The sequence below is a fragment of the Cypionkella psychrotolerans genome (assembly GCF_001294535.1).
In the GTDB taxonomy this organism is placed as follows: domain Bacteria; phylum Pseudomonadota; class Alphaproteobacteria; order Rhodobacterales; family Rhodobacteraceae; genus Cypionkella; species Cypionkella psychrotolerans.
In genome coordinates this window covers 1-26,550 of the sequence record NZ_LGIC01000007.1, presented here as the reverse complement: position 1 = coordinate 26,550, position 26,550 = coordinate 1, and the positions used below count along the sequence as shown (strand labels likewise).

Annotated in this window: 29 protein-coding genes, 1 tRNA gene and 1 pseudogene; 13 read left to right on the top strand and 18 right to left on the bottom strand. The window is 59.8% G+C overall.

Going from position 1 to position 26,550, the window contains the following annotated elements; genetic code table 11:
• The first annotated feature begins 99 nt into the window (after positions 1 to 99).
• A complete protein-coding gene (locus tag AKV04_RS01695; protein ID WP_054004758.1) occupies positions 100 to 714 on the top strand; it encodes a hypothetical protein in 615 nt (204 codons plus the stop codon).
• A 10-nt stretch (positions 715 to 724) separates the two neighbouring features.
• Here AKV04_RS01695 and preA read toward each other — a convergent pair whose 3' ends face one another.
• Both preA and AKV04_RS01685 read right to left on the bottom strand, forming a co-directional pair.
• The gene (preA, locus tag AKV04_RS01690) at positions 725 to 2,026 is read right to left on the bottom strand and encodes an NAD-dependent dihydropyrimidine dehydrogenase subunit PreA (protein WP_054004757.1); all 1,302 of its coding nucleotides are present in this window, start codon (positions 2,024 to 2,026) and stop codon (positions 725 to 727) included.
• 9 nt (positions 2,027 to 2,035) lie between these two features.
• A complete protein-coding gene (locus AKV04_RS01685) occupies positions 2,036 to 3,340 on the bottom strand; it encodes an NAD(P)-dependent oxidoreductase (protein ID WP_054004756.1) in 1,305 nt (434 codons plus the stop codon).
• Positions 3,341 to 3,566: 226 nt separating this feature from the next.
• Here AKV04_RS01685 and accB point away from each other — a divergent pair, with 226 nt between their 5' ends.
• The 3 genes from accB to aat all read left to right on the top strand — a co-directional run bounded on the left by accB (position 3,567) and on the right by aat (position 6,371).
• Positions 3,567 to 4,055 carry an acetyl-CoA carboxylase biotin carboxyl carrier protein gene (accB, locus tag AKV04_RS01680; RefSeq protein WP_054004917.1) on the top strand — a complete coding sequence of 163 codons (489 nt, stop codon included), beginning with the start codon at positions 3,567 to 3,569 and terminating at the stop codon, positions 4,053 to 4,055.
• A gap of 4 nt (positions 4,056 to 4,059) precedes the next feature.
• Positions 4,060 to 5,409 carry an acetyl-CoA carboxylase biotin carboxylase subunit gene (gene accC, locus AKV04_RS01675; protein WP_054004755.1) on the top strand — a complete coding sequence of 450 codons (1,350 nt, stop codon included), beginning with the start codon at positions 4,060 to 4,062 and terminating at the stop codon, positions 5,407 to 5,409.
• 320 nt (positions 5,410 to 5,729) lie between these two features.
• Complete coding sequence (gene aat / locus AKV04_RS01670; protein ID WP_054004754.1) at positions 5,730 to 6,371, top strand: leucyl/phenylalanyl-tRNA--protein transferase; 642 nt, start codon at positions 5,730 to 5,732, stop codon at positions 6,369 to 6,371.
• On the opposite strand, the gene AKV04_RS01665 is transcribed toward aat, so the two are convergent.
• From AKV04_RS01665 to AKV04_RS01640, 6 genes are all read right to left on the bottom strand, one after another.
• Positions 6,323 to 6,775 carry a DUF2155 domain-containing protein gene (locus tag AKV04_RS01665; protein ID WP_054004753.1) on the bottom strand — a complete coding sequence of 151 codons (453 nt, stop codon included), beginning with the start codon at positions 6,773 to 6,775 and terminating at the stop codon, positions 6,323 to 6,325. The genes aat and AKV04_RS01665 overlap by 49 nt on opposite strands.
• Positions 6,772 to 7,272, bottom strand: a complete 501-nt coding sequence (gene mlaD / locus AKV04_RS01660) for an outer membrane lipid asymmetry maintenance protein MlaD (protein WP_054004752.1) — start codon at positions 7,270 to 7,272, stop codon at positions 6,772 to 6,774. Before mlaD ends, AKV04_RS01665 begins: the two co-directional genes overlap by 4 nt.
• 31 nt (positions 7,273 to 7,303) lie before the next feature.
• The gene (locus tag AKV04_RS01655) at positions 7,304 to 7,678 is read right to left on the bottom strand and encodes an NADH:ubiquinone oxidoreductase subunit NDUFA12 (protein ID WP_054004751.1); all 375 of its coding nucleotides are present in this window, start codon (positions 7,676 to 7,678) and stop codon (positions 7,304 to 7,306) included.
• A gap of 158 nt (positions 7,679 to 7,836) precedes the next feature.
• Positions 7,837 to 9,102, bottom strand: coding sequence for an ATP-dependent Clp protease ATP-binding subunit ClpX (gene clpX / locus AKV04_RS01650; protein WP_054004750.1), 1,266 nt, complete (start codon positions 9,100 to 9,102; stop codon positions 7,837 to 7,839).
• A 109-nt stretch (positions 9,103 to 9,211) separates the two neighbouring features.
• Positions 9,212 to 9,841 (bottom strand): ATP-dependent Clp protease proteolytic subunit, encoded by a 630-nt coding sequence (locus AKV04_RS01645; protein ID WP_054004749.1) that lies wholly within the window; start codon positions 9,839 to 9,841, stop codon positions 9,212 to 9,214.
• Between the two features lie 399 nt (positions 9,842 to 10,240).
• Positions 10,241 to 11,566 (bottom strand): ATP-binding protein, encoded by a 1,326-nt coding sequence (locus tag AKV04_RS01640; protein WP_054004748.1) that lies wholly within the window; start codon positions 11,564 to 11,566, stop codon positions 10,241 to 10,243.
• 42 nt (positions 11,567 to 11,608) lie between these two features.
• Between AKV04_RS01640 and AKV04_RS01635 the strand changes: the two genes are divergently transcribed.
• The 4 genes from AKV04_RS01635 to AKV04_RS26845 all read left to right on the top strand — a co-directional run bounded on the left by AKV04_RS01635 (position 11,609) and on the right by AKV04_RS26845 (position 14,252).
• A complete protein-coding gene (locus AKV04_RS01635) occupies positions 11,609 to 12,478 on the top strand; it encodes an MBL fold metallo-hydrolase (RefSeq protein WP_054004747.1) in 870 nt (289 codons plus the stop codon).
• 69 nt (positions 12,479 to 12,547) lie between these two features.
• Positions 12,548 to 12,622: transfer RNA gene (locus tag AKV04_RS01630), tRNA-Asn, on the top strand.
• 122 nt (positions 12,623 to 12,744) lie between these two features.
• Positions 12,745 to 13,887 (top strand): DUF6538 domain-containing protein, encoded by a 1,143-nt coding sequence (locus tag AKV04_RS25285; RefSeq protein WP_235815508.1) that lies wholly within the window; start codon positions 12,745 to 12,747, stop codon positions 13,885 to 13,887.
• A 59-nt stretch (positions 13,888 to 13,946) separates the two neighbouring features.
• Positions 13,947 to 14,252 carry a site-specific integrase gene (locus tag AKV04_RS26845; protein ID WP_235815507.1) on the top strand — a complete coding sequence of 102 codons (306 nt, stop codon included), beginning with the start codon at positions 13,947 to 13,949 and terminating at the stop codon, positions 14,250 to 14,252.
• Positions 14,253 to 14,854: 602 nt separating this feature from the next.
• Here AKV04_RS26845 and AKV04_RS01615 read toward each other — a convergent pair.
• The 3 genes from AKV04_RS01615 to AKV04_RS01605 all read right to left on the bottom strand — a co-directional run bounded on the left by AKV04_RS01615 (position 14,855) and on the right by AKV04_RS01605 (position 16,847).
• The gene (locus AKV04_RS01615) at positions 14,855 to 15,607 is read right to left on the bottom strand and encodes a molybdopterin-binding protein (protein WP_054004744.1); all 753 of its coding nucleotides are present in this window, start codon (positions 15,605 to 15,607) and stop codon (positions 14,855 to 14,857) included.
• Positions 15,607 to 16,458 (bottom strand): cytochrome b/b6 domain-containing protein, encoded by an 852-nt coding sequence (locus tag AKV04_RS01610; RefSeq protein WP_202905543.1) that lies wholly within the window; start codon positions 16,456 to 16,458, stop codon positions 15,607 to 15,609. Before AKV04_RS01610 ends, AKV04_RS01615 begins: the two co-directional genes overlap by 1 nt.
• A gap of 77 nt (positions 16,459 to 16,535) precedes the next feature.
• Complete coding sequence (locus AKV04_RS01605; protein WP_054004743.1) at positions 16,536 to 16,847, bottom strand: hypothetical protein; 312 nt, start codon at positions 16,845 to 16,847, stop codon at positions 16,536 to 16,538.
• 241 nt (positions 16,848 to 17,088) lie between these two features.
• Between AKV04_RS01605 and AKV04_RS01600 the strand changes: the two genes are divergently transcribed.
• The gene (locus AKV04_RS01600) at positions 17,089 to 17,742 is read left to right on the top strand and encodes a peroxiredoxin-like family protein (protein WP_162232815.1); all 654 of its coding nucleotides are present in this window, start codon (positions 17,089 to 17,091) and stop codon (positions 17,740 to 17,742) included.
• On the opposite strand, the gene AKV04_RS01595 is transcribed toward AKV04_RS01600, so the two are convergent.
• The 4 genes from AKV04_RS01595 to msrB all read right to left on the bottom strand — a co-directional run bounded on the left by AKV04_RS01595 (position 17,682) and on the right by msrB (position 21,348).
• On the bottom strand, positions 17,682 to 18,632 hold the full coding sequence (locus AKV04_RS01595) for a LysR family transcriptional regulator (protein ID WP_054004741.1): 951 nt from the start codon (positions 18,630 to 18,632) through the stop codon (positions 17,682 to 17,684). The two genes, AKV04_RS01600 and AKV04_RS01595, sit on opposite strands and share 61 nt — an antisense overlap.
• Positions 18,633 to 18,746: 114 nt before the next feature.
• On the bottom strand, positions 18,747 to 19,478 hold the full coding sequence (gene msrA, locus AKV04_RS01590; protein ID WP_082351483.1) for a peptide-methionine (S)-S-oxide reductase MsrA: 732 nt from the start codon (positions 19,476 to 19,478) through the stop codon (positions 18,747 to 18,749).
• A 52-nt stretch (positions 19,479 to 19,530) separates the two neighbouring features.
• Positions 19,531 to 20,838 carry a cytochrome c biogenesis protein DipZ gene (locus AKV04_RS01585; protein ID WP_082351482.1) on the bottom strand — a complete coding sequence of 436 codons (1,308 nt, stop codon included), beginning with the start codon at positions 20,836 to 20,838 and terminating at the stop codon, positions 19,531 to 19,533.
• A 24-nt stretch (positions 20,839 to 20,862) separates the two neighbouring features.
• Positions 20,863 to 21,348, bottom strand: coding sequence for a peptide-methionine (R)-S-oxide reductase MsrB (msrB, locus tag AKV04_RS01580; protein ID WP_054004738.1), 486 nt, complete (start codon positions 21,346 to 21,348; stop codon positions 20,863 to 20,865).
• A gap of 211 nt (positions 21,349 to 21,559) precedes the next feature.
• Between msrB and AKV04_RS01575 the strand changes: the two genes are divergently transcribed.
• Together AKV04_RS01575 and AKV04_RS01570 are read left to right on the top strand one after the other, a co-directional pair.
• Positions 21,560 to 22,117: a sigma-70 family RNA polymerase sigma factor gene (locus AKV04_RS01575; protein ID WP_054004737.1), complete on the top strand. Its 558-nt coding sequence runs from the start codon at positions 21,560 to 21,562 to the stop codon at positions 22,115 to 22,117.
• Complete coding sequence (locus AKV04_RS01570; protein ID WP_054004736.1) at positions 22,114 to 22,752, top strand: NrsF family protein; 639 nt, start codon at positions 22,114 to 22,116, stop codon at positions 22,750 to 22,752. Before AKV04_RS01575 ends, AKV04_RS01570 begins: the two co-directional genes overlap by 4 nt.
• On the opposite strand, the gene AKV04_RS01565 is transcribed toward AKV04_RS01570, so the two are convergent.
• The 3 genes from AKV04_RS01565 to AKV04_RS01555 are packed head-to-tail and all read right to left on the bottom strand — an operon-like array spanning position 22,741 to position 24,438.
• A complete protein-coding gene (locus tag AKV04_RS01565) occupies positions 22,741 to 23,361 on the bottom strand; it encodes a pyridoxamine 5'-phosphate oxidase family protein (RefSeq protein WP_054004735.1) in 621 nt (206 codons plus the stop codon). The genes AKV04_RS01570 and AKV04_RS01565 overlap by 12 nt on opposite strands.
• Positions 23,362 to 23,372: 11 nt before the next feature.
• A complete protein-coding gene (locus tag AKV04_RS01560) occupies positions 23,373 to 23,834 on the bottom strand; it encodes a nuclear transport factor 2 family protein (protein WP_054004734.1) in 462 nt (153 codons plus the stop codon).
• A gap of 55 nt (positions 23,835 to 23,889) precedes the next feature.
• Positions 23,890 to 24,438: a carboxymuconolactone decarboxylase family protein gene (locus AKV04_RS01555; RefSeq protein ID WP_054004915.1), complete on the bottom strand. Its 549-nt coding sequence runs from the start codon at positions 24,436 to 24,438 to the stop codon at positions 23,890 to 23,892.
• Positions 24,439 to 24,580: 142 nt separating this feature from the next.
• On the opposite strand from AKV04_RS01555, the gene AKV04_RS01550 reads away from it, so the two are divergent.
• Entirely contained in the window at positions 24,581 to 25,468 is an 888-nt protein-coding gene (locus AKV04_RS01550; RefSeq protein WP_235815506.1) for a LysR family transcriptional regulator, read from the top strand.
• Between the two features lie 527 nt (positions 25,469 to 25,995).
• A pseudogene (locus tag AKV04_RS26840) lies at positions 25,996 to 26,550 on the top strand (transposase); the annotation flags it as partial.

Here is a 26,550-nt window from a genome sequence, read left to right as displayed (position 1 = left end):
AGCATGGCAAGTGCTTATAAAGTTTGGCAGTTTGTCCCAGCGAAGGCGGTTAATTTCTGCTAAGGTCAGGCTTGGGTTCGTTGTAAAAGAGGTGCAAGGATGGGACAGATCTCGTCGCTTGCGGCGCCGTCCGCGCCGCAGTTTCAATCGCTGATCGTGAAACCTGTGGCCCGCGCTGCGGCGGCGCTAATGACGCCCAGCCCAGACGGCCATGCCGCTGCGCAGAACTTGAGGGCGGAACTGCCGACGGAAACGGCCCCGCGCCCGATCTTGCCGCCCGCCAACAGCGAGGCGATCTTCAAGGGTCTGCTGCCGATGCAACCCGCACTGGTGCAGGTGGCGGAGGCGACGGACAGCGGACAGATCGAAATGCTGACCGAGGTGGATGGCATCAGCCTGGACGGCATCCCCTATCTGCGCGACGGCGCGGTGCTTTTGGACGATCTGCCGCAAGCCGAGCCCCCGCCTGCGCCAAAAGCCAAACCACCTGAGACGGCGGCATTGGCCTTTGTGACGCCTGCCGCTCTGCATCCCGAAACCGAGGCGCAGGACGAACCCGCGCAAGTGCAATCCGACCACGCCGAACGCGCCTACCTCGACGAGCGCGAGATTTCAGCGATGCGGGCAGAGCCTGCGGCCACCACTGAGCCGCCAGACCCGGATCAGGTCATGCCAGATCCCGAGGCGGCCCCAAGCGTCGACAAGCGCGCTTGAGGCCATTTGGCTATTCCGCCGCTTTGGCCATCGGGTTGTTCGGATGTGTAGTCCAGTTGGCATAATCGCTAACCGGGCGGCCCGTGCGTTCGTCCATAGCCCCTTTCGGCAGCTCGATCATGGTGATGCAGTTTTCCACCGGGCAGACGTTGACGCAGAGGTTGCAGGCGACGCATTCGTCGTCCTTGACGGTGAAGGTGCGGTCCGCCGACATCGCAATCGCTTGGTGGCTGGTATCCTCGCAGGCCGCATAGCAGCGGCCGCATTTGATGCAATCGTCCTGACTGATATGGGCTTTGGTGACATAATTCAGGTTCAGGAACTGCCAATCGGTGACATTCGGCACCGCCCGCCCGACCAACTCCGACGTATTAGTCATGCCCTTTTCGTCCATATATTCCGACAGACCCGAGATCATTTCCTGCACGATCTTGAAGCCATAGGTCATCGCCGCCGTGCAAACCTGCACATTGCCCGCACCAAGCGCCATGAATTCCGCCGCATCGCGCCAGGTGGTGATGCCACCGATGCCAGAAATCGGCATGCCGTGGGTTTCGCGGCTTCGGGCAATTTCCGCCACCATATTCAGCGCAATCGGCTTCACAGCCGGGCCGCAATAGCCGCCATGGGTGCCCTTGCCGTCAATCGTCGGTTCGGGTGCAAAGCTGTCGAGGTTTACCGAGGTGATTGAGTTGATCGTGTTGATCAGGCTGACCGCATCCGCGCCGCCACGCTTGGCGGCCTCGGCAGGTTTGCGGATGTCGGTGATGTTTGGCGTCAGCTTGACGATCACCGGCATGCGGGTGTGCTTTTTGCACCAACGCGTCACCATCTCGATATATTCCGGCACCTGCCCCACCGCGCCGCCCATGCCGCGCTCGGCCATGCCATGCGGGCAGCCGAAGTTCAGTTCAACCCCATCGGCCTCGGTATCTTCCAGATGACCCAGAATATCGCGCCACGAATCCTCATCACAGGGCACCATCAGGCTGATGATCATGGCGCGGTCTTTGTAATCGCGCTTCACCGCTTTGATTTCGCGCAGGTTCACTTCCAACGGGCGATCGGTGATCAACTCGATGTTGTTCAGCCCCAGAAGCCTGCGGTCTGCGCCCCAGATCGCGCCATAACGCGGGCCGTTGACGTTGACGACCGGAGGGCCTTCCGAGCCAAGCGTCTTCCAAACCACCCCACCCCAGCCCGCCTCAAACGCGCGGCGCACGTTGACCTCTTTGTCGGTCGGCGGCGCAGAGGCCAGCCAGAACGGATTGGGGGATTTGATGCCAATGAAGTCGGTTGTCAGATTTGCCATGATGTTCCCCTATGCCATCAGCGCCAGATGCATCGCTTCCGCCGCATCGCGCCCCTCGGCCACCGCTGTGACCGTCAAATCCTCGCCGCCCGCCGCACAATCGCCGCCGGCCCAGATTTTGCCCTGCTGTTTCACAAGCTTGGCCCCCTCTTGGCCAATCGGTGCCGCGCCAAGCGTCTGACCAATCGCCTTGAACACCTGATCGGCCTTCAGCGTAAAGGTTTCGCCCATCTCAAGCCCGTTCGGGCCATCATGGGTATAGGCAAATTCTACACCCTCCACCGCGGCTCCGCCAAGCACCTTAACCGGAGCAGCACCATAAATAATCCGCACCCCGCTTTGCGTCGCGTGGTCTTGCTCATATTCCGAGGCGCTCATCTTATCCTTGCCGCGCCGATACACCATCGTCACCGAATTTGCGCCCAAAAGCTTGGATTGCACAGCCGCATCCACCGCCGTCATGCCGCCGCCGATCACCACCACATCGCGGCCTACCGCGACCGTAGGCTTGTCAGACTGCCGCAATTCCGCAATGAAATCAACGGCATTTCGCACGCCGTTTAAATCTTCCCCCGCCGCACGCAAAGCATTCACGCCCGCCAGACCGATGCCCAGAAATACCGCGTCATACTCGGCCTGCAACTGATCCAACGTCACATCGCGGCCCAGCTCCACCCCGGTTTTCACCGTGATCCCGCCGATTTTCAACAACCACTCCACCTCACGCGCGGCGAAATTCTCGGGGGTTTTATAGGTGGCGATGCCGTATTCGTTCAACCCACCCGGCTTGGCGCGGCGTTCAAACACCGTGACCTCATGCCCCTTCAACGCCAAGCGATGCGCGCAGGCCAGACCCGCAGGCCCTGCCCCGACCACCGCCACTTTTTTGCCCGTCACAGCCGCCCGCGTGAACGGATGCACGCCCTTAGACATCAGCGTATCGGTCGCAAAACGCTGCAACCGCCCAATTTCCACCGGCTTGCCCTCGGCGACCTCACGCACGCAAACCTCCTCGCAGAGCTGCTCGGTCGGACAGACCCGCGCGCACATCCCCCCCAGAATATTCTGCGCAAAGATCGTCTTGGCCGCCGCATCCGGCGTGCCAGTGGCGATCTGGCGGATGAACAGGGGAATGTCGATTGAGGTCGGGCACGCCGTCATGCAGGGCGCATCAAAGCAGAAGTAACAGCGATCCGCCGCCACCCGCGCCTCGTGGCGATCAAACACCGGCTGCACATCGGAAAAGTTCTCGGCATAGGCGGCGGGCGACAAGCGTTCTGCCACGACGCCGGGGGTCAACGGGCTATTGGACAAGGCGGGGCCTCCCTTGGCTATGTTGTTTTATTGAGGCTGGCACAGCTTTATTTTTTTATCAAATGGTAAATTTTATGCGAGGCGGTTTGCGGGCAGTTTTTTTGGCTCTGGCCAGCCGCAACCGATCTTCGGCCTTTTTTCTAGGCGCTGGCTTATGTATATGTGTGCGATCAAGGCGCGGATATGGCCCATCCAGCGCGCAGCAATGACGCCAAAAGAGGACGGCATGAGCAAACAATCTTCCGACGCAGACGTTGCGTTTATCTCGGCTCTTGCAGAGCTTTTGAATAAGAATGACCTGACCGAACTGTCGGTTAAACGTGAGTACGGCGAGGATGACAGCCTCGAAGTGCGCGTGGTCAAGCAATCCAATATCGTGCAGATGGCCGCAGCGCCCGCAGTGCAATACGCGCCTGCGCCCGTTGCAGGGGCTGCTCCTGCCCCAGCCGCCGCTTTGGCAAATGAAGACCCCGCGCAGCATCCGGGCGCTTTGACATCACCGATGGTTGGCACCGCGTATCTCTCGGCAGAACCGGGGGCTGCGGCTTTTGTCAGCGTAGGGTCGGTTGTGACCGAAGGCCAGACCGTGCTGATCATCGAAGCGATGAAAACCATGAACCACATCCCGGCGCAGCGCGCGGGCACCGTGAAGCGCATTCTGGTCGCCGACGGCAATTCTGTCGAATACGGCGCGCCGCTAATGATCATCGAGTAAGCCGATGTTTGAAAAAATCCTGATCGCCAACCGGGGCGAGATCGCCCTCCGCGTGATCCGCGCCTGCCAGGAGATGGGGATCAAATCGGTCGCCGTACATTCCACCGCCGACGCCGATGCGATGCATGTCCGGATGGCGGACGAGTCGGTCTGTATCGGCCCGGCCTCGTCCACCGACAGCTATCTGTCGAAGGCCGCGATCATCTCGGCCTGCGAGATCACTGGGGCGCAGGCGGTGCATCCAGGCTATGGCTTCCTGTCTGAAAATGCCGCGTTCGCGCAGGCGTTGGAAGATCACGGCATCACCTTTATCGGCCCCAAGGCCGAGCATATCCGCATCATGGGCGACAAGATCACCGCCAAGATCACCGCGAAAGATCTGGGGATTCCGGTGGTGCCGGGCTCGGATGGCGGTGTCGCTGATTTTGAAACGGCGATTGGTGTGGCGGCAGGCATTGGCTTTCCGGTGATCATCAAAGCCACCGCTGGTGGCGGTGGCCGCGGCATGAAGGTCGCCAAGAACGCGGAAGAGTTGGAGATCGCCTTCCGCACCGCGCGGTCGGAGTCCAAGGCCGCGTTTGGCAACGATGAAGTTTACATCGAGAAATACCTGCAAAAGCCGCGCCATATCGAAATTCAGGTGTTCGGTGATGGCAAAGGCCGCGCTGTGCATCTGGGTGAGCGGGATTGTTCCTTGCAGCGCCGCCACCAGAAGGTGTTTGAGGAAGCCCCCGGCCCCTGCATCACCCCGGAAATGCGGGCGCGGATTGGTAAGACCTGCGCGGATGCGGTCGCCAAGATCAACTATATCGGCGCGGGCACGATTGAGTTTCTGTATGAGGATGGCGAGTTCTTCTTTATCGAGATGAACACCCGGTTGCAGGTCGAACATCCTGTCACCGAGGCGATCTTCGGTGTGGACCTCGTGCGTGAACAGATCCGGGTTGCGGCGGGGATGGATATGTCCTTCACGCAGGATGAGCTGGAAATCAACGGCCACGCGATTGAGGTGCGGATCAACGCGGAACGGCTGCCCGATTTCGCGCCGCGCCCCGGCAAGGTCAAGGTGTTCCACGCGCCCGGTGGATTGGGCGTTCGGATGGATTCGGCGCTCTATGGCGGCTATTCGATCCCGCCTTATTATGACAGCCTGATCGGCAAACTGATCGTGCATGGTCGGGATCGACCTGAGGCCCTCGCACGCCTGAAACGGGCACTGGGAGAGCTGATCATCGACGGGATTGAGACCACGGTGCCGCTGTTTGATATGCTGCTGGCCGAGCCGGATATTCAGAACGGGGAATATGGCATTCACTGGCTGGAGAAATGGCTGGAAGCGACCTTCGGGCAATGAGAGTGAGGGGCGCTTTCGGGCGCCCTTTGCTATGGCCCCAACTCGGGACCTTTTTTATGGTTTCGAATCAATGGCTTGACTATAAGCCGTTAACGGATTTTTAACAGTTTGACACCATCAGAGGGTGGCGGCTGACCGCCGGGTGGGCGCGGCAACGGTTGTTCTAGGCGGTTTATGGTTCAGCCAATCCCCCAGTGGTTCTAAGCGAGACAGCGCAGAAGCGCCCGCCCGAGGGGGCGGTCGGGCGCTGCCCGGCGGCGCTAAAGCGCCTTGATTCCGGGCGGGTTGTTTGCTTGAAGTGCGCGTAACAAAGGTGCCTGATGACCCAAATCCTCACTCCAGAAATCCTGTTGCGCGCCTATGGCATCGGGATTTTTCCGATGGCGGAAAGCCGGGACAATCCTGAAATTCACTGGGTCGACCCGAAACGACGCGGGGTTTTTCCGCTGGACGGGTTTCATATCTCGCGATCTCTGGCCAAGCATATCCTGACGGCGGATTACCGCATCAGCGTGAATGAGGCCTTCGCAGAGGTGGTCGCAGGCTGCGCGGACCGGCCCGAGACGTGGATCAATACCGAGATCACCGAGCTTTACACCGCCCTGCACCAGATGGGCTTTGCGCATAGCCTAGAGGTTTGGCGGGGCGAAGCGCTGATTGGCGGGGTGTATGGCGTGACTTTGGGGGCGGCCTTTTTCGGTGAAAGCATGTTTTCGCGGCAGACCAATGCTTCCAAGACCGCCCTCGCTTATCTGACCCATCGGCTACGGGCGGGTGGATTTCAGCTGTTTGACACGCAGTTTCTGACGCCGCATCTGGCGTCGCTAGGTGCTGTGGAAATTCCGCGTGCGGAGTATCAGCGTCGCCTCACGGCAGCCGTGCAAGGCCAAGCAAGCTTTACCCCAGCTGGCTATCAGCCGTTGCCGCCATCAGTGGTGGCGGGGTCAGCGTTGGGGTCCTGACCCTCGCCGGGGGTATCCTCGGGCGGGTCTTCGACATCGGGCAGCACCACATCGGGCACATCGCAGCGCAGCACCCAGACATCGTAGCGGGCGTTGTCCAGCGCCGACAATGCGGGACTGGAGGCGGTCATCCAGCCGTTGAACACCGGGTCGGGCACTTGGGCATCGAGAATGGTCAGATGCGCAAAGGCCTCGGCGGCGGGGCTGTCGGGGTAATAACGGCAACCGTCCATCTGCACGGTCAGCCGACCCACAGTTTGCGATTGGCCGTTGGACAGATCAAGGTCGGTGACCTTGCCGGTCAGCTTATCGAGCAGGCGCAGTTTCGCGCCGGGGGCGTCGGCGACGTCCTGCGCTGTGGCCATGCTGGCCAGCAGACTAAGGCAAATCGCCAAGCGTTTCATGGTGTTGAAGCATCCGGCGCGGTCGCGACCGGATCAGCCGGTTTGTCGCCGCTGGAGGAGCCGCTAGAGACGAATTTCATCAACAGTGAGATCAGGCTGACCGAGCCTTGGGTGTCTTCGATCTCATCACCGGGGGCGAGAATATCGGGCGCGCCACCGGGCACCAGTTCGACAAAATTGCCGCCGAGCAGGCCTTCGGAAGAGATCAGAATCGCGGTGTCGGTCGGCAGTTGGATTTTGCTGTCGATGGCGATGCTGGCGTCGGCAAAGAAGGTTTCGGGGTTCAACGTCAGCGCAGTGATGCTGCCGACCTTGACGCCTGCCAGCCGCACATCTGACCCGGGCGTGATACCATCAACCGAGCGGAACGAGGCTTTCAACGGATAGGTGCCCGCCGCAGCGGTCAAGCCCTGCCCGCCGGTGGCATAGACCAGAAAGCCGATGGCGGCGGCGAGCACGGCGGCCCCTGCCAAGATTTCTGCGCGATTTTCACTCATGTTTGGGTCTCAGGCCTTATTCGGGCTGCCATTATTTCGGCTGCCACGCCTCGTAATCGCTGCGCAAGGCGGGGGCATGTGCGCGGATCGAGCCGGGAGGGGCGTAGGCGGCGGGCGTGCCCGTCAGGTTTTCCTGATGCGGCTGCTCCCATGCCTTGTGCTTCAACGGGGTTTTGGTCGGCGGATCATTCCAAGTGAAATGCAGCCAGCCGTGCCAATCGGGCGAAACGCGAGAGGCCTCGGATTCGCCGTTGTAGATCACCCAGCGGCGCTTGGTGTCGGCGGTTTGGTAGTAGATATTGCCTTGCTCATCCTCGCCGACCCTTTGACCCTTACGGGCGGTATAGATCTGGGTGCCCAAAGTTTGGCTGTTCCACCAGGTCAGCATTCGCTTGAGGAAATACATAGAGGCCTCCGCAGGGGTTTCGTCTTGATATGGCCGAAAGGGGTGGAAAGGTCTAGGGGGCACGCGGGTGGGCGGTGGATTTGCGCCCGGTTTTTCAGGCGTTATAAGAAAAACGGCGAGCCAATGGCCCGCCGCTGCTTGTCTTATATGCAAACGCCTTAGCTGGCAGTTGCGGGTTCTTTTTTCTTCGTCTCGGTGTGGACCAGCAACGGCGCTGCACCGTTATTCACCGCTTCTTCATTGACCACGACTTCTTCGACGTCATCCATGCCGGGCAGCTCAAACATAGTGTTCAGCAGGATGCTTTCCATGATCGACCGCAACCCACGCGCGCCGGTTTTGCGCTTGATGGCGCGTTTGGCGATGGCGATCAGCGCATCGGGGGTGAAGCTTAGCTTGGTGCCTTCGATGTCGAACAGACGCTGGTATTGCTTGACCAAAGCGTTCTTCGGCTCGGTCAAAATCGTGATCAGCGCAGCTTCGTCGAGATCGGTCAGGGTGGCGATCACGGGAAGGCGACCGACGAATTCCGGGATCAGACCGAATTTCAACAGATCTTCCGGCTCCAGTTCCTGGAACAACTCGCCCGCTCCACGATCTTCCGGGCCCTTCACCGCCGCGCCAAAGCCGATGGCCGAGCCTTTGCCGCGTTGTGCGATGATTTTCTCAAGCCCCGAGAACGCCCCACCGCAGATGAACAGGATGTTGGTGGTGTCGACTTGCAGGAATTCCTGCTGCGGATGCTTGCGCCCGCCTTGCGGCGGAACGGAAGCGACAGTGCCTTCCATGATCTTCAACAGGGCCTGCTGCACGCCTTCGCCCGAAACATCGCGGGTGATCGAGGGGTTGTCCGACTTGCGGGTGATCTTATCAACTTCGTCGATATAGACGATGCCGCGTTGGGCGCGTTCAACGTTATACTCCGAGGCTTGCAGCAGTTTCAGGATGATGTTTTCGACATCTTCGCCGACATAGCCCGCCTCAGTGAGGGTCGTCGCATCCGCCATGGTGAACGGCACATCCAAGATGCGGGCCAAGGTCTGCGCCAGCAAGGTCTTGCCGCAACCGGTCGGCCCGATCAGCAGGATATTGGATTTCGACAGTTCGATGTCGGTCTTTGATGCGTGATTCAGCCGCTTGTAGTGGTTATGCACCGCGACCGAGAGCACGCGCTTGGCATGGACCTGACCGATGACATAATCATCCAGAACCTTGCAGATATCACGCGGCGTTGGCACGCCATCGGTGGTTTTCAGCCCCGTGGTCTTGGTTTCCTCGCGGATGATGTCCATACACAGCTCGACACATTCATCGCAGATGAAAACCGTCGGGCCGGCGATCAGCTTGCGCACCTCATGCTGGCTTTTGCCGCAGAAGGAGCAATAGAGCGTATTCTTGCTGTCGCTGCCGGAATTGTTCGCCATGGGTATCCTCTAGCCCTGCGCCCGTGAGGGGCGTTTGAAGGAAGTGTAGGCCAAGGCCCAAACCTCTACAATCCGAAAGTGCCCCCAGCATGAACCGGGGGCACCGGGGTTACTTCACCTCGTCAACCTTGCCACGGCTTTCGAGAATCTCGTCAATCAGTCCCCAAGCCTTGGCATCTTCAGCGGACATGAAATTGTCGCGCTCAAGCGCCGCTTCGACCGTCTCATAATCGTTGCCGGTGTGGCGGACGTAGATCTCATTAAGGCGGCGTTTCAGCTTTTCGGTTTCCCGCGCGTGAATCATGATGTCAGTCGCTTGGCCCTGGTAGCCGCCCGAGGGCTGGTGGACCATGACACGGCTGTTCGGCAGGCTGAAGCGCATGCCCTTTTCGCCCGCTTGCAGCAAAAGCGAACCCATTGAGGCCGCTTGGCCGATCACCAAGGTAGACACTTTGGGGCGGATGTATTGCATGGTGTCGTAGATTGACAGACCGGAGGTCACAACGCCGCCGGGGCTGTTGATATACATCGCAATTTCCTTCGACGGGTTTTCCGCCTCAAGGAACAAAAGCTGGGCGCAGATCAGTGACGACATGCCGTCATGCACCGGGCCTGCGAGGAAAATGATGCGCTCTTTCAGCATACGGCTGAAAATGTCGTAAGCGCGTTCGCCGCGGCTGGTCTGTTCGACCACCATCGGCACGAGGGTGTTCATATAGTGGTCAACTGGATCGCGCATGAAAACCTGCCTGTTTAGGTCCGTGGAACTGTTTTAATCGCCGGATGCTTTGCAGAGTCTTAGTGGCGCGCGCGGGGGGGTGCAAGGGCGGGCGGGCGCATTGCTGCAATCGGCGATGGGTTGCGTTTGGGTTTAGCGGGGATGTGCTGAAAATTTGGTTAATGCGAAAGTTTCAACCTGCGTGACGTAGGGTGGCGAGAGCCATGTTTCAACGGGTGGCGCATTAACTGCGGGCGCAAGGGGCTAGGGACTGGCGGTGGTGATCGAACCGAATGGAAACGCTCCAGTGGAGCGTTTCTCGGTGAGTTGCTCGTAAGGCTGGAAGCCGTTGAGCAAGGAGGTTTGTCCCGCAAACCGTCGCTTGGCTAATCTGGCAAAACCAAAGATCGTCGTGCCAGCTTAGCGCGCCACGCTGATCTCTGCTCGCAAGCCCCCCAGCCGCTCGCTGTCGCCCAAGCGCAACGCGCCGCCATGGCTGCGGGCGATATCCGAGGCAATCGACAGGCCAAGCCCTACCCCGCCGCCCTTGTTGGGGTTGCGCGCCGGATCAAGGCGTTTGAACGGCTCTAATGCCTCATCGCGGCGGTCTTTGGCGATGCCGGGTCCGTCATCTTCGACGATAAAGCGCAAGACGCGGTCACTGACTTGCAGGCTGACCTCGACACGTTTGGCATGGCGCACCGCATTGCCGATCAGATTCTCCAACGCGCGGGTGATGGCCTGCGGGCGCAGTTTGGCGAAATCCAGCGCATCTCCGGGGCCAAGCGTGACTGGCTGGCCCATACGGATGGCATTGTCGACGATGTGATGCAGCAAAGCGGTGGGGTCGACAGGCTCGGCTTCCTCCATCGCATCGCCGCGTGCGAAGGACAGGAATTCATCGACCAGCCGCTCCATATCCGCCACGTCCTGCTGCAGCGCGCGCGTGTCGTCGTCTTCGGGCAGGAACGACAGGCCGAGTTTCAACCGCGTCAGCGGCGTGCGCAGATCATGGCTGACGCCGGATAGCATCTGGGTGCGGCTTTCGATCTGCCGCTCAATCCGGGCGCGCATGTTCAGAAACGCATTGCCCGCAGCACGAACTTCGGTGGCACCGCGCGGCGTGTAGGGCACGGTTTGACCCTTGCCGAACGCATCGGCGGCGCGGGCCAGTCTTGTGACCGGGCTGAGTTGGTTGCGCAGGAAAATATAGGCGATGAAGGTCATCAGCGCCGAGGTGAACACCATCCAAACCAGCAGCTGATGCGGGTTGCTGGCCGAGATGCGCGAGCGTTTTATCTCAAACCGGATCGGACCTTTGTTGGTGTCCATATAGACCTGCACCGCCAAGGGATTGCTGGTCAGATCCACCGCGCGCACGCCGGACAGCCGCTCATACAGCGTCAGGGCGACGGCACGACCGGCATAGTCGAACCACGCACGGCTGTCGGTTTGCGGGATTTCGGCGGCGTCCAGCGGGAATTTCAGGCCAAGATCCAGCCCGCGGGTCAGATCATAGGCGAGGGCTTGCGCTTGGGCTTGCGTCTCGACCGCATCGACGCGGGCACGGATGTAGCGGATTTCAATACTGACCCCGCCGGTCATCTGCCGGGTGACGCCATCAAAATGCCGCTGGATGAAGGCGATCGAGACGATCAACTGCACCACCACCACCGGCAGCACCAGAATAAGCGCTGCACGCCCAAACAGGCTGCGGGGCAGAAAGGGCTTGAGACGGCTTGCCATAGCGGCAAGGTTAGCGAGGATGCAGCAAGATGGGAAGCTGGGATGGACATAGCGACAGGTGTGCGCCGGATCAGGGCCGCGAACCCCAGCCCGATGACCGGGACTGGCACCAACACTTATGTGCTGCACGGGGCTGATGGCGCGGTGGTGATCGACCCCGGCCCCGCCCTGCCCGATCATCTGGCGGCGGTGCTGGCGGCTGTGCAGGGCGCGCCAGTGCGGGCGATCTTGGTGACGCATCCGCATCTGGACCATTCCGGGCTGGTGCCTGAATTGCAGGCGGCGACCGGGGCGCAGGTCTATGGCTTTGGCGGGGCTTTGGCGGGGCGCTCTGCGCTGATGCAGCGGCTGGCAGCGGCTGGGTTGCAGGGCGGCGGCGAAGGGGTGGATGCGGGCTTTGTGCCGGACGTTCTGGTGGCGGATGGCGCGGTGCTGGCACTGGCGGGCTTGCAGATTGAGGCGTTGCACACCCCCGGCCATATGGGTGGGCATCTGTGCTTCGCACTGGGCGATGCTCTGTTCAGCGGCGATCACGTGATGGGCTGGGCCAGCACGCTGATCTCGCCGCCCGATGGCGATATGAGCGCCTATATGGCGTCACTGCGGCGGTTGCAGGCACAGCACTGGCGGCGCTTCTGGCCCGGCCATGGCGAGACAATCGCCGATCCGACTCTGCGTCTGGCCGAGCTTGCCGCCCACCGCCACGCCCGCGAAACCGCAATTTGTGCGGCGTTGCAGGCAGGACCCGCCCGCCCCGCCGATTTGGCGGCCCAGCTTTACACCGACACCCCACCCGCCCTGTTGCCCGCCGCCGCCCGCAACATTCTTGCGCATCTTATTGATCTGCATGACAGAAATGTCGTCTTTTCCACCGAACCGCTTGGCGCCGGGGCACAGTTCAAAATCATCTGAGCCGCAATGCATTTTTATGCGCTCCCCCCCTTGCCGCCCCCAAACACCCTTGCTATAGACCCCTCGTGTTCCGGCGTAGCTCAGCGGTAGAGCAGTTGACTGTTAATCAATTGGTCGTAGGTTCGATCCCTACCGCCGGAGCCAATTTCAACGCAAGCCGTTGAAATAATAGACAAAGCCAAAATTTGGCTTCGTCTATGTGGCATAAGGATATTCCATCCTGCACAGCTGATTTATCTGTCCGTCCAACTAGGAACGGATATTAGATGAACGGCCAACCCCACCTCTTCCGACGCGGACAAGTGTTCCATTGGTGCCGTCGCATAAGGCGACAATCCACAAGAATCGTCGAAATCAAGCTCTCTTTGCGCACCACCGACCCGCGCATTGCGGTTATCTTATCTCGGAAGCTTAGCGCGGAGAGTGATATCGCTATGGAATGCGCCGTCAGAAATCAGATCACAGAAACCGAGGCACGTAGCTGGCTTGCGGAGGTTGCGAAGCGCGAGCGCGCCACAATTGCCATGTTCAGCCGTGTCGACAGTTGCGATCCGGCTGATGATCGCCGCCATGACGAGGCGATGCGGGCCGCTTGGGCACATATCGCCAACAATGACGTCCATGCGCCAACCCCCGACGGTAACAGCCTCTTCGCCCGCGATGTCGATCTTTTGCGGAGCGACCTGACCAGCGATACGCGCCGACGGATCATTCTACGGGAACTCAAGGCGTTGACCGGGCGCGAAACGGTTTCAGCCCAAGGAACGATTGAGGCGATGGACCTCTACATCCGTGGCAAGCACTTAGCCTGGGATGAAGCGATCCCGCGGGAGCCGGAAGCTCCTAATCAGCTACCCATTGAAGCCCAAGAAACTCATGAACCAGACCATCCCCCAAATCAAGGAGCATCAGATCCCAAAATCCTTGATCCGAGCCTCACCGTGATCGTTCAGGGAATGAACGCGCTTAAGCGGGCAGTAGGAATCGAAGAAAAAACTCTGCGCGAGTATGAAAACTTTGTGACGCTGTTCTCTACCTTGACCGGGATTGCTGACCTCCGCAGGATCCGGCAAAGCCATGTCACATCTTTTCGCACGGATCTTCACAAGCTGCCGAAAATCTGGGACAAAAGCCAAAGAGATGCGGGGGCCAGCCGTGAGGAAATCGTGGCGCGGGCCGAGCAGTTACCAGCGGAAAAATTGAACCTGAGTGTCGCCACGGTGAACCGCCATCTTGAACATCTGACCCAGATCGTGACCTGGGCGGATGACGAAGGGATTGCGATTGATCAAACGCTGAAACTCGGCAAGCTGCGCCGCAAAGAGAATGTGCGCGACCGCGACAAACGTCAGGCGTTCACCGCCGAACAGCTAAAGACCCTTTTCCAAAGCCCTGTTTGGCAGGGCTAGAAGTCCGAGGCCCGGCAATGGGAGCCCGGCGGCCGGATCATCCGCAACGGCCTCTATTGGTGCCTCTGATTGCCGCCTATACAGGCGCGCGGCGCGAAGAAATTGCTGGTCTGATGCCAAAGGATATCATTAAGGTGGAGTGCACCCTTTGCTTCGACATTGATGGCAATGATCTGCGGCGCATCAAGAACCTGCCCTCGCAGCGCAAGGTGCCAATCCACAGCCACCTGATCGAGTTAGGTTTCATGGACTATGTCGAGGCCCTCCGCACCAAGGGCTCCCCCTTCCTTGTTCCCCGATTTGGGCGACGCTTCGGGAAGCTACGGCAAGAAGCTAGAGCGGCAAATGCGGGAGGTTATCGATAGAAGCCTCGGCGCTGAGGGCGCGGGTCTCACGCTACATAGCTGTCGCCACTACGTCCAAAACGCATTCGACAACCTTATCGCTGACGATAAAGTCGTGCGCGATATAGACTGGCACGATGGGAAAGACACACACGAGAAAACTTACTGAAAGGCAACCCCAATGCCCATCCTGAAGGACGCTGTCGAGAGGCTGCCTAAGGTTGGATGAGACGGGTTTCTGTCATGCGAATGCCACCCGATGAAGCGGGGACAGGATTTACGAACCGTTTCGCACCGTCGCGGGCAATCATCCCACCCCGCGCTGCGCGAGCAGCCTGAACCCGATAGTATCTATTGGTATTGGCTGCGGGGACAGGATTTCAGAAATTCTGGCCTTTGCATCAGGCGGCGTGGCCGGGGCCAAAGTCTTTCGCAGCTTAAAAACATCTTAGATCAAAGTGATCAACTTTGAACGGTCACAGCGACAATAAGGGCGGAAAGCAGCCACTTGCAAAACAGATCCATCGACGCGGTCATTGGCGATAGCGGTCGCTCCATTGGATCGGGCCTATAGCCTTTAGGTGCTGATCCCAATAACATGTCCGATGCACCCGTTTCACGGCCTATATACCTGCATACCAGTCATAGCCGATCTGGTCTTCCCAGAAGCCGCCTTTGCCAAGACCCGTCGCAGCGAGGGTCGCAGTCGCCTCTATCCGCATAATATATTTCGCCTGCTTGTAGCCCAGTTGCCGCTCGACCCGCAGCCGCAGCGGCGCGCCGTGGCCGACGGACAGCGGTTGATCGTTCATGGTATGGGCGAGGATAGTTTGCGGATGGAAAGCGTCAACAAGATCAATGCTTTCGTAGTATGCGTCGCCGCTGAAATCATCGGCGCAATGTAGCACCAGATAGCGCGCAGAGGGCAGCAGGGTGACCTGAGACAGCAACGCGCTGAGCGGCACTCCAGTCCATTTGCCAATCGCGCTCCACCCCTCGACACAGTCGTGACGGGTGATCTGGGTGCGGGCGGGCATGGCTTTCAGTGCCGCCAGTGAGAAGGCTTTTGGGGTGCTGACAAGGCCATCGACCTGCAACTGCCAGTTGGCGAAATCGGTTTCCATATGGCGCTGGTAGTCTGATGACTTGGGCATGGTGTTACCGTTGGTGCGGAAGTCTGGCGACATATCGGCTTCGGTAAACTCTGGCGCTAAAGCGTTACGACCGATCAGGCGGTGGGTCTGGTAGGCCAGTTTCTCACCGCTGCCAAGCGCTAGGTCGCGGAAGCTCGGGCTTAACACAAGGCCAGCCGTGGTGCCGATGATGGTGGAAAAGCCAAGTCCGGTCAGCACGGATCTGCGGGTCAAAAGTGCCATCAGTTTTTCTCCTTCGGCAAGCGGTAGCGGCCTGTGATCATCGAGCGCACCTCGTTGATTGGTCCAGCGAGGACAACCATCAACAAATGGACCACAATGAACGCCATGATCCCCATCGCGAAGATAAAGTGCAAAGATCGGGCCGATTGCCGGCCGCCGAACAGATCGAGCAGCCATGGCAAAGAGGCGTTCAGGCCGGGAGACATGGTGAACCCGGTCAGGATCATGCCGGGGATAAGGGCGATCAACACCGACAGATATGCGAATTTCTGCAAGATATTATAGCGTTGCGCGGCCTCACCCGTCGGGAACTGCAACTTGGCGTGGTGCTTGATGTCGCTCCAGATTTGCGACGGGCGGATTTCCTCGGCTGTTGGCAGCAGGTCGCGTTGCAGATGGCGGTTGAGCAGACTGCGGATCAGATAGGCGGCGAGGCCAACGGCAAACACCCAAGCGAAGGTCAGATGCCAACGCCGAGCCAATGCCAGATTGTAGCTTTGCGGCAGCGTCGCCCAAGACGGGAAGGCGCGGTTGCGCACTTGGCCGTCACTGTCAGTCCAGCGGCCCAGAACACCGGTGGTGTCGGCGGTCACGCTGCCCACGCGCACAAAGCCGGTATTGGCCTCGGTCGCGCCGATCTGAAGCCAAGCATAGTCCGGGTTGGCACCATAAGCGCCCCAATACAGTCGGGGATGCGCGTTGAAGATCATCAGCCCGCTCATCAGCATGATCACGATGGTTATGGCATTGGTCCAGTGCCACAGCCGGGTGGACAAGCGGTGCCGATCCACAACATCGCCGCCTTTGGCTGCAGTTTGCGTCGGCATGGTCATCGGTTCGGTGATGCTCATCTGCTGTCCTGATCGGGTGAGAGGGTGCGGGAGAGAGTGGGGTCGGGCACCGGGAGTATCCCAGTGCCCGCAGCAGATCACATCTTGGGATGCATCGCATCCATAAGCATCATATCGGGATGTTCTTTGCAGGTCTTGACCACAGCGGCCATCTCATCTTCGGGGCTCATCGCCATCGCATCACCCGAGGCCATTGCATCGCCGGATGCCATTGCGTCACCGGAAGCCATCGCGTCGCCTGCCATTTTGGCGTCTTTCATCGTCGCCATCATGCCATCAGAATCCATTGCCGAGAAGGCGCTGCACGCCATATCCTTGGCCATGCTGCCGGCAAATGCCGGAGCGGTGAATGCGGTCGAGAGTGCCAGGGCGATCAGAAAACGGTTCATCGGGAGTCTCCAATTTGGTGCGGGCATCGCCGGTATTGGCAGCAGGCCCGACAGGTTAGAACCGATCCGTCAGGGACCGATTGAAATTAGGGTGCCCCAGCGCGTGTAAAATAGAAAATGCCACTTACCTATGCTTTCAATGCCCGTAGGCTATCAAGCGGCGCTGTCCATGCTTTGCGTGCATGAAACCCATGCGAGCAAGGCTCTTTATATAGCGCGGGAATTGCACAATGATGGCGGGATGAAAAACCCTGTACCCCTTGCGTCGCGCCTTGCTGCCTGCCGAAGCCTTCCCGGCACTTGGCTGGAAAGTTATGATGCGCTGATTGAGCGGCTGCGGGCGTCTGATGCCATGGCGGGCGCGCCGCGTGTGGGGGCGGTTGCGCCTGACTTTGCACTGCCCGATGCCAGTGGTCGCTTGCGCAGGTTGAGTGATCTGCTGGCCGACGGACCCGTGGTGTTAAGTTTCAATCGCGGCAGCTGGTGCCCGTATTGTGAGGAAGAAATCGGCGCTTGGGCGGAGAATCGCGATGCGTTGATTGCGGCGGGTGGGCGGTTGATCATCGTAACACCGGAAACCGGCGGGCGGTTGGCGGGTTTGGCGCAGATTGCGGGTGACGGCGCTGTGGTGCTGTGCGATCCCGATCTGGGTGTGGCCCTACGCTATGGTCTGGCGTTTCCGGTGGGGCCCGTGGTGTTGCAGCAGTTTCGCGACGGCGGCTTTGATCTGGCCGAGGCTTACGGCACAGCCAATGGTTTGCTGCCCGCGCCCGCAACTTTCCTGCTAGATCGCGCGCGGCAGGTGCATTTTACTTTTGTCGATCCTGACTTTCATCACCGGGCAGAACCAGCTGAGGTGCTTTGCGCATTGTCGAGCCTGACCAGACCCGCCTGATCGGCTGTTCCCGACGCACTTTCCTGCCAATCACGCGCCCGCGCCGCGCGCATGAACGCATCGGCGGCACGGCCTCTACGGCGACCTGCCACGGCAGCCAGAACAATGTTTTGATATAACTCGCAATCACTTAAGCTGACCGCTGCTGTGCCGCAAGCGGATGTGCCCGCAGGCATGATCGCATGGCCAAGCCCAAGCGCCACCAGACGCAGGGCTTGGCTGCGGCTTTCAACGCGGTGGCGAAAGCTGGGAGCCAGACCCATCGCGGTGGCCGCGCTGCGCCACAAAGTCGTGCCATCGTCGCCGCCGTCGATCCAAGCCTCAGCCGCCACTTCTGCCATGCAAAGCGGCGGGCCATTGGCAAGCCGATGCCCCGCGCAGATCGCCATTTTGTAGCGTTGCACATACAGCGGCCAAGTCTCTAGCCGATCCGGCGCTTGCTCTGGCTGGGCGATGATCAGCAGATCAATGCCGCCTTTCAGCGCGGTATCGAGCAACTGTTCAGACGTGCCGCTGCGCAGATCAATCGCAAGCGCGGGCAATGTGCTGGCCAAAGCGGCCAATATCTCATCCAGCACGGGCAAATTTAGGCCATGCGCCACCCCGATTACCAGCGGAGCAACCTCGGCCCGACCAATGCTGCTGGCAAGCGAGGTCGCGGCTTCGGCAGCTTCATAGGTCTGTTCCAGATGCGGCAGCACCATGCGGCCCAACTCGGTCAGATGGGTCAGCGCGCGTTCACGGTTGAACAAGATGCCGCCGAATTCATCCTCTAGTTTCTGGATCGCGCGGGTCAGCGACGGCTGGGTGACGTTGCATTGATCCGCCGCTCGGGTAAAGTTCAGCGTCCGCGTCACCGCCAGAAAGTATTTGATCTGGTGCATTTCCATGGGATTTACGGGCTACCTGATTGTGTGGCGGAGTTATGTTGTCAAATAGCCCACGGCATCTCTTACGCCTGATGCCGTGAGGTTAAATCTTTTAAACCCAGAGAGATTAAATTCTTATTTCATCACCAAAACGGGGTTGGTTTTATAATCGCCGGGGAACAGCTGTTTCAGATCGGCCACTTTCGGCAAATCATTGACGACGATATAGGGATAGGTCGGGTTTAAGGTCAGAAAGTCCTGATGATAATCCTCAGCCGGGAAGAATTTTGCCTGCGGCTCAATCGTCGTCACGATGGCAGCGCCAAACACCTTGGCCGCACCAAGCTCGGTGATATAGGCCTTGGCGATTTTGGATTGCGCCGCATTGGTCGGGAAAATCGCCGAGCGGTATTGTGTGCCATGATCCGGGCCTTGGTAATTCAGTGTGGTCGGATCAGCCACCACCGAGAAGAAGATGTGCAGCAGATGACCGTAGGTGACTTTTGACGGATCATAGACGATCTCCACCGCCTCGGCATGGCCGGTGGTGCCCGTGCTGACCATATCATAGCTGGGGTTCGCGCCTTCGCCGCCAGTATAGCCCGAGGTGGCGCTGATCACGCCACCGACATGCTGGAACACGCCCTGCACGCCCCAAAAGCAGCCGCCAGCGAAGATCGCCGTTTCGGTGCCAGCATTGGCAGCCTCGTCAAGACTCGGAGCAGGGATCGCAATGCCTTCGCCTGCGAAGCTGGCATTGCCGGGCAGCATCAGCGCACCGCCCATCAGCGCCGCCAGTACCAGCGCTGTACACAGAACCATACGCCGCGGAGTGGATTTCCGTTGTTCAGTCAGGGACTTGGTCATGGTGTTTCCTTTCAGAGATCGCAGGGAAATGGGTTGGATTGCAGCGGTGCTTTTACGGGGCCGCCTTGTCACGTTCGGCAATCAGCCGCCGGATCGCTTGTTCAGACTGATCGTAGCTGCCTTCGCCAAAGTGGTGGAACCGCACCTGACCATCGGCATCAATGAGGTATTGCGCGGGCCAGTAGCGGTTGTTGAACTGCCGCCAGATCGCGAAATCATTGTCGAGCGCCACCGGAAAGCTGATGCCAAGATCGGCCACAGCATTCTTGACGTTCTCGCGGTCTTTCTCGAAGGCGAATTCAGGCGAATGCACGCCGATCACCACAAAGCCCTGATCGGCGTATTTGGCCGCCCATTCTTTGACATAAGGCAGGGTGTGCAGGCAGTTGATGCAGCCGAAGGTCCAGAAGTTGACCAGCACGACCTTGCCTTTCAGTTGCGCCATGCTCAGAGGTTCCGAGTTCAGCCATTGCACAGCGCCGTTCAGGTCCGGGGTGGTCGACTCAACCGGCAGGGTCAGTTTGACCTTTTGCGCCTTGATCTGGGTGACATCGCTTTTGGTCCAGTCCTCGGTCGCAGAGGCGGGGGCATTTTGCAGCAACTCGTCTTCGGTTGCGGGCGCAGCGTGCGGTTGCAACACACTATCAAGCAGGCGCTGTTCCAGAATGGCCGTGCTGGCATAAGATGCCTGCGCCAGAAACTTGGTATCGACGCCCAGCCCAATCGCAAACGCCGCGAGAATGACCGCCACGCCAAAGCCCCGGCGCAGCCATTCTGTGGCGAGAAGCGAGCGTTTCATCGCCTGAAATACCCGACCGCCTACCAAAAGCGCCAAGGCGAGCGAGGTGGCCGCCCCCAACGCATAGGCCAGCAGCAACAGGCTGGTGGCAAGGTTGGCGCCGTTCAGCGCCGCCCCAGTCAGGATCAGCCCCAGCATTGGTCCAGCGCAGGGTGCCCAGAGCAGACCGGTGGCCGTGCCCAGCACCAGCGAAGCCGCGACAACTGATCCGCCAGCACGGCGATGGCGATCCGCGCTGTCGGACAGCCGCGCGCCAAGGGCGACCACGGGCCGGGCCACCTTGTCAGCCATCGCCGGAAACAGCAGGATCATCCCGAAGCCCGCCATCACAACCAGCGCCACGCTGCGGCCATATTGGTTCGCCGTCACTGCCCAATCACCGCCAATCGCGGCGAGCGAGGCGACAGCGGCGAAGGTCGCAGCCATGCCTGCCAGCATCGGCAAGGTGCTTTTCAGAAATGGCTGCCCGGCCCGTGCGAATACAAACGGCAACACGGGCAGGATGCAGGGGCTGGCGATGGTCAGCATACCGCCGAGATACGCGAGGAGAAGCAGAAGCATGTTGCGATCCTTCTGGTTGCTGGGTCAGGCGGCGTGGAAGGTCATAGCGACACCGTCCATGCAGTAGCGCAGGCCAGTCGGTTGCGGGCCATCGTTGAACACATGACCCAGATGACCACCGCAACGGCTGCAATGCACCTCGGTGCGTGCCTCAGAAAGTGCTGTATCAGAAGATGTGCCAACCGCGCCTTTCAGTGGCTGCCAAAAGCTGGGCCAGCCGGTGCCGCTGTCAAACTTGGTTTCCGAAGAATACAGCGGAAAATCGCAGCCCACGCAGGAAAAGGTGCCCTTGCGGTGTTCGTCCAGCAGCGGGCTGCTAAAGGCGCGCTCGGTGCCTTGCTGGCGCAGCACCTCATATTGCGCGGGCGTCAGCATGGCGCGCCATTCGGCATCGGTATGGGTGACAGCAAAGCTTTCGCCCGCCCGCGCTGCCTTGCCGATAAAGCCGAACCGGACGGCGGCGGTGCCTAGGATAAGGCTGGTCAGAACGGAACGGCGCGATAACTGCATGGGTATTCTCCTCCAAGTTAAGGGCTGACTGCGCAACTGCGCGCGCCTGCCGAATCATCATCTGGCTCTCGGGCATTCCATTCGCGCAAAATCCCAGGCTGTTACGCGGCTCACGCTTTGGTGTTCAAACAAAGCGGGATGGTGGAGTAATTCAGAATAATCGCCTATCGCTTGTAACGAACCGCCTGCTCAGCGCGAAGGGACCAAGGGAATGCAGCTGACCGAAGATCCTTTGGCCACACTGCTGAAGGCGGCGAACGCAGATGACAGGCAAGCATACGCCCGGTTTCTGCACGCCGTCACACCCATCGTCCGGGGAATTGTGCGCGCGCGCAGCCGCAGCCTTCCCCCCGATCAACACGAGGATATTGTGCAGGACGTTTTGCTTGGCATCCATCTGAAGCGCCACACTTGGGACGCGGCGCATCCGCTGCGGCCATGGCTGTATGCGATCACCCGCTACAAGATCATCGACGCGTATCGCAAGCGCGGTGTGGCGGTGCATCTGCCGATTGAGGATTACAGCGAGCTGTTGCCCGCCGAGGATATAGCCAGCCCGCTGACCGCCCGCGATGACCGGGCAGAAGTCGATCACCTGCTGGGCCAGCTTGACCCGCGCTCGGCAGAGGTGGTGCGGGCTTTGGCGCTGCGCGATGAGACACAAGCCGAGGTCAGCGCGCGCTTGCAGATCAGCCCGGCCAATCTGCGCGTCACCTTGCACCGCGCGATGAAGCGAATGGCCGCACTGGGTCGCAGGGATCAGCCATGATGCAGACCGATGATCTGATCGCCCGGCTATCCACCGAAGCCGTGCAGACAGCCCTTCGCCCCGCACGGCTTGGCATGGTGATGGCTTTGTCGATCCTTGTCCCCGTCGCGCTGTTTCTGGCGGTGCTGGGCACCCGTCATGGCTTGATGCTTGCATGGTCTAACCCCGTTGTCCCGTTCAAAACCGTTCTGCCGTTGATCACCTGTGCTTTGTCCATCCTACTGGTGCTGCGCCTGATCCGACCCGAGGCGCGGGCTGGGGCCACCCTCTGGGTCTATGCAGTGCCCCTGCTGGCAGCCCTTGCGCTGTGGATCGGGGCGTTCGTGCTGCGCGAACCGTCTGCCCGCTTTGCCGAAGTTAGTGCCTTTTCGCTGGATGAGTGTCTGGGCTCGATCTTGCTGCTGTCGATCGTTCCGGTGGGGGTGATGCTGCGACTGGTGCGAGAGGGTGCCGCCACCTCCCCAACTTTGTCCGGCGCCCTTGTCGGGCTGAGCGCCGCCAGTGGCGTCACCGCCGGTTATTCGCTGTTTTGCACCCGCGATAATCCGCTGTTCTTTGTGACTTGGTATGGCGCGGCTATCCTGATCGTCACCCTGATCAGCGCAGCGCTAGGGCGTCGGATGCTACGCTGGTAGTCCTGCATTCTGAAGTCTAAGATCGGCAAGCTCTGCCTCCAGTGCCTCGATCTTCGCATCGCGGTCGGCCACTATGTGCGCCACATCCCCTGCATCAAAGCGCTGCGGGATATGCTGCGGGCAGTTGGCATCCCAAGCTGTGACCGTAAACAAGATCACCTGCTCGGGGCGGGCTTTGTAGCCTCCGGGCATCAGACTTGCGACCAGATCGGCATCGCCCTCAATGACCTGCGCGGTACCCCAGACCTTGATGCGGCGGCGCTGGGTGTAGTCGATCAGGAATAGCTGAGCCTTGGGGTTTTCCGCCAGATTGCCCGTGCTGATATACTGGCGATTGCCGCTGAAATCGACAAAGCCCAAGGTCTTGTCGTTGATCACCCGCAAAAAACCCGGCGGTCCGCCGCGATGCTGCATATAGGGCTGGCCGTCAGCACTCGCCGTCGCCAGAAACACGCTGGTCTGCTCGGCGATGAAGCCACGCAATTCATCAGTGATTTCGGTTTGCCAACTGCCTGCGTCCTCCTGCTGCGCGTAAGCCCGACGCGAGCCTTTGCGGCTCTGCACCGACTTCACTGCGTCCGAGAATGCGACGTCACTGGAATAGCCCATCTGCCGACCTTTCAAAGCCCAAGCGCGCTGAGGCCGGGGTGATCATCCGGCCTGCGCCCCAGCGGCCAGTGAAACTTGCGCTCGGCCTCGCTGATCGCCAGATCGTTGATGCTGGCGTGGCGTTGCTCCATCAAACCATCCGCATCGAACTGCCAGTTTTCATTGCCATAGCTGCGAAACCACTGACCCGCCGGATTGCGCCATTCATAGGCAAAGCGCACCGCGATCCGGTTGCCCAAAGTGCCCCAAATCTCTTTGATTAGACGGTAATCCAACTCGCGCTCCCATTTACGGGTCAGAAACGCCACGATCTCGGCGCGGCTTGTCAGAAACTCAGTGCGATTGCGCCAGCGGCTGTCTTCCGTATAGGCCAGCGCGACGCGGGCGGGGTCGCGCGAATTCCACGCATCTTCGGCCATGCGGGCCTTTTGGGCGGCGGTTTCCAAGGTAAAGGGCGGCAGAGGAGGTGACATTGGTTTGCTCCGGTTGGTGTGCCGCCCGCATCCAGGCAGCACTGTATTGCAAGGATTAGGCGGCAAGAGCCTCGGCCACAGGGAAGTCGATCACGGTCTGTGCGACCTCGTTGATGTAGTTCGTCCAAGTGTTCAGCGCGACATGCAGCACGATTTCAACCACTTGCGCGTCGTCATACCCTGCCAGCTTCACCGCCCGCAGATCATCGTCGCTGACATGGCCGCGCGCCTTGGTCACAAGCGTTGCGAAATGCACCGCCGCAGCGGCCTTGGGATCGTTGGAATGCCCCATCCGGTTGGCAAGGATTTCGGCCGCATCCAGCTTGGCGAGGTTCTTGCCAAGATAGCTGTGCGCTGAAAGGCAATAGCTGCAGCCATTGATCTCAGCCACCGCCAGCGCGATGCGTTCGCGGGTTGGGGCAGGCAGCGTGCCTTTGCCCAACGCGCCCGACAGACCAAGGTAGCCTTCTAGGGCCGCGGGGCTGTTAGAGACGACGCGGAACAGGTTCGGCACGATGCCAAGCTGCTTTTTCACCGCCTCCAGCAACGGTTGTGCTGCGAGCGGTGCGTCGGCGATGGTAACAGGTGTGGCGATGCGGGTCATTTTAGTCTCCGGGTTGATCGGGCCGTTGTGACCCGCTGTAACCAAACTTATCACTTTCATAATCGCGGAATATCCGGCAATAATGGCTGATATGCTTCCACTTATCGGAATGAAGGCCCAAACTGTGGATCGTTTTGACGCCATGAATGTTCTGTTGCAGGTCGTCGAACAGGGCAACCTTTCGGCGGCAGGTCGCAAATTGGGGGTGCCACTGACCACGATCAGCCGCAAAATCTCGGATCTCGAAAAACATCTTGGCGCGCGCCTGCTGCAACGCTCCAACCGCCGCGTTACATTGACCGAGGCGGGGCTGTCCTACCTCGCCGCTTGTAAACGTATTCTGCACGATGTGGCCGAGGCAGAGCTTGCCGCATCCGGTGCGTTCACTACCGCGCGCGGCGAATTGACCCTGACCGCGCCCGTGGTGTTTGGCCGACTGCACGTTCTGCCCGTCGTCACCGCGTTCTTGCAGGCCTACCCTGAGATTGACATCAGGTTGACGCTGGCAGACCGCCTGTTGCATCTGCAGGATGATCACGTCGATGTTGCGGTGCGTATTGGGGCGCTGCCCGACAGCCGTTTAAGGGCGACACGACTGGGTGAGGTGCGGCGGGTGGTTTGCGCCAGCCCGCAGTATCTTGCCGCCAATGGTCTGCCGCTTGAACCAGCAGAGATATCCCGTCACCACTGCATCACGTTCATCGGCCTTGATCACACAGATCGCTGGAGCTTTCAGACGAATGGCGTCGAAAGTGCCATGCCGATCCGCTCGCGTCTGGCCGTCAACACCGCAGAAGCCGCGATCGATGCGGCCGTGTCGGGTGTGGGGCTGACCCGCGTGCTGTCCTATCAGATTACAGCCGCCCGCGGTGCCGGACACCTGATGACGGTGTTGGAAGCTTACGAGCCGCCGCCTGTGCCCATCAGTCTGGTTTTCGATGGCCAAGGCGCTTTGCCACTGAAACTGCGGGCTTTTCTGGACTTCGCTGGCCCGCGCATCAGAGAGCGAATGGTGGCGCAGACAGGCTGATGGTGATTTGGCAAAACCAGGCTTCAGCGGAGGGTGGGCAGAGGCAACAATTCTATGAAACATGCCATAAGTGATCATTGGAGTTCACTCTCTGACCGATGCAGGCGACTCGATCTATCTACAACGCAAACCTGCTATCATGTGCTGTATTTCCGCTGGAAGTGTTCTGGTCGCAGCGCAATGCTTGGTCTAGACCATCAGAAAGCCAACCAGATGTTGGACGGTTGGTCGTTCACCGATCGACCACTTTTGCGGAACTTTCCACCTCGACCTTGCCCACTGTATACGTTTCAGGCGTATCAGCCGTGCTGAATGTTACGCGGAAAAGCGGCGGCGACAGGTTCCCACATTCAATTCGGCTCCCTTGCGCTCAAAATAACCTGTTCTGCCTAGGTGTTCAGTCCCGGCATTTGATGGATCGGGTTTAGGGTGAACCTTTCAGGCTCGATTGTCCATTGTTTGCAGATTGAATAGCCCCTAGATTTGTAGACGCCTTGCTTGGTAATTTTGGAAGCAAGGAGGACGATATGTCCACGAACAAATTCACAGATGAGTTCAAGCGCGATGCGGTCGCACAGGTCGAGGATCGGGGCTACCCGGTGCGCGAGGTGGCCGAGCGATTGGGGGTCAGCACCAAGTCGATCTACACATGGCAGAAGCAGTTTTCGCGGCCCGCAAAGGTGATCCAAGAGGTCGATGCGCAAGCTGATGAGATCCGCCGGTTGAAGCGAGATCTGCTGCGGGTCACGGAGGAACGGGACATCCTAAAAAAGGCGACCGCATACTGCGCCAGGGAATCCCGGTGAGGTATGCGTTTATCGCCGAACACCGGCCAATCTTTGCCGTCAGGGCTATGTGCCGGATGCTGGCCGTTCATCCGAGCGGCTTCTATGCATGGCTGCGTGAACCTTTTTGTCAGCGTGCGCTGGAGGATCAGCGCCAAACGGTGCTGTTGAAGCAGGCTTGGGATGACAGCGGCGAGGTCTATGGATACCGCAAGTTGCATGATGATCTGTGCGACATGGGCGAAGACATCAGCCCCAACAGGGCTTGGCGTTTGGCGCGTCTAGCAGGGATAAGGG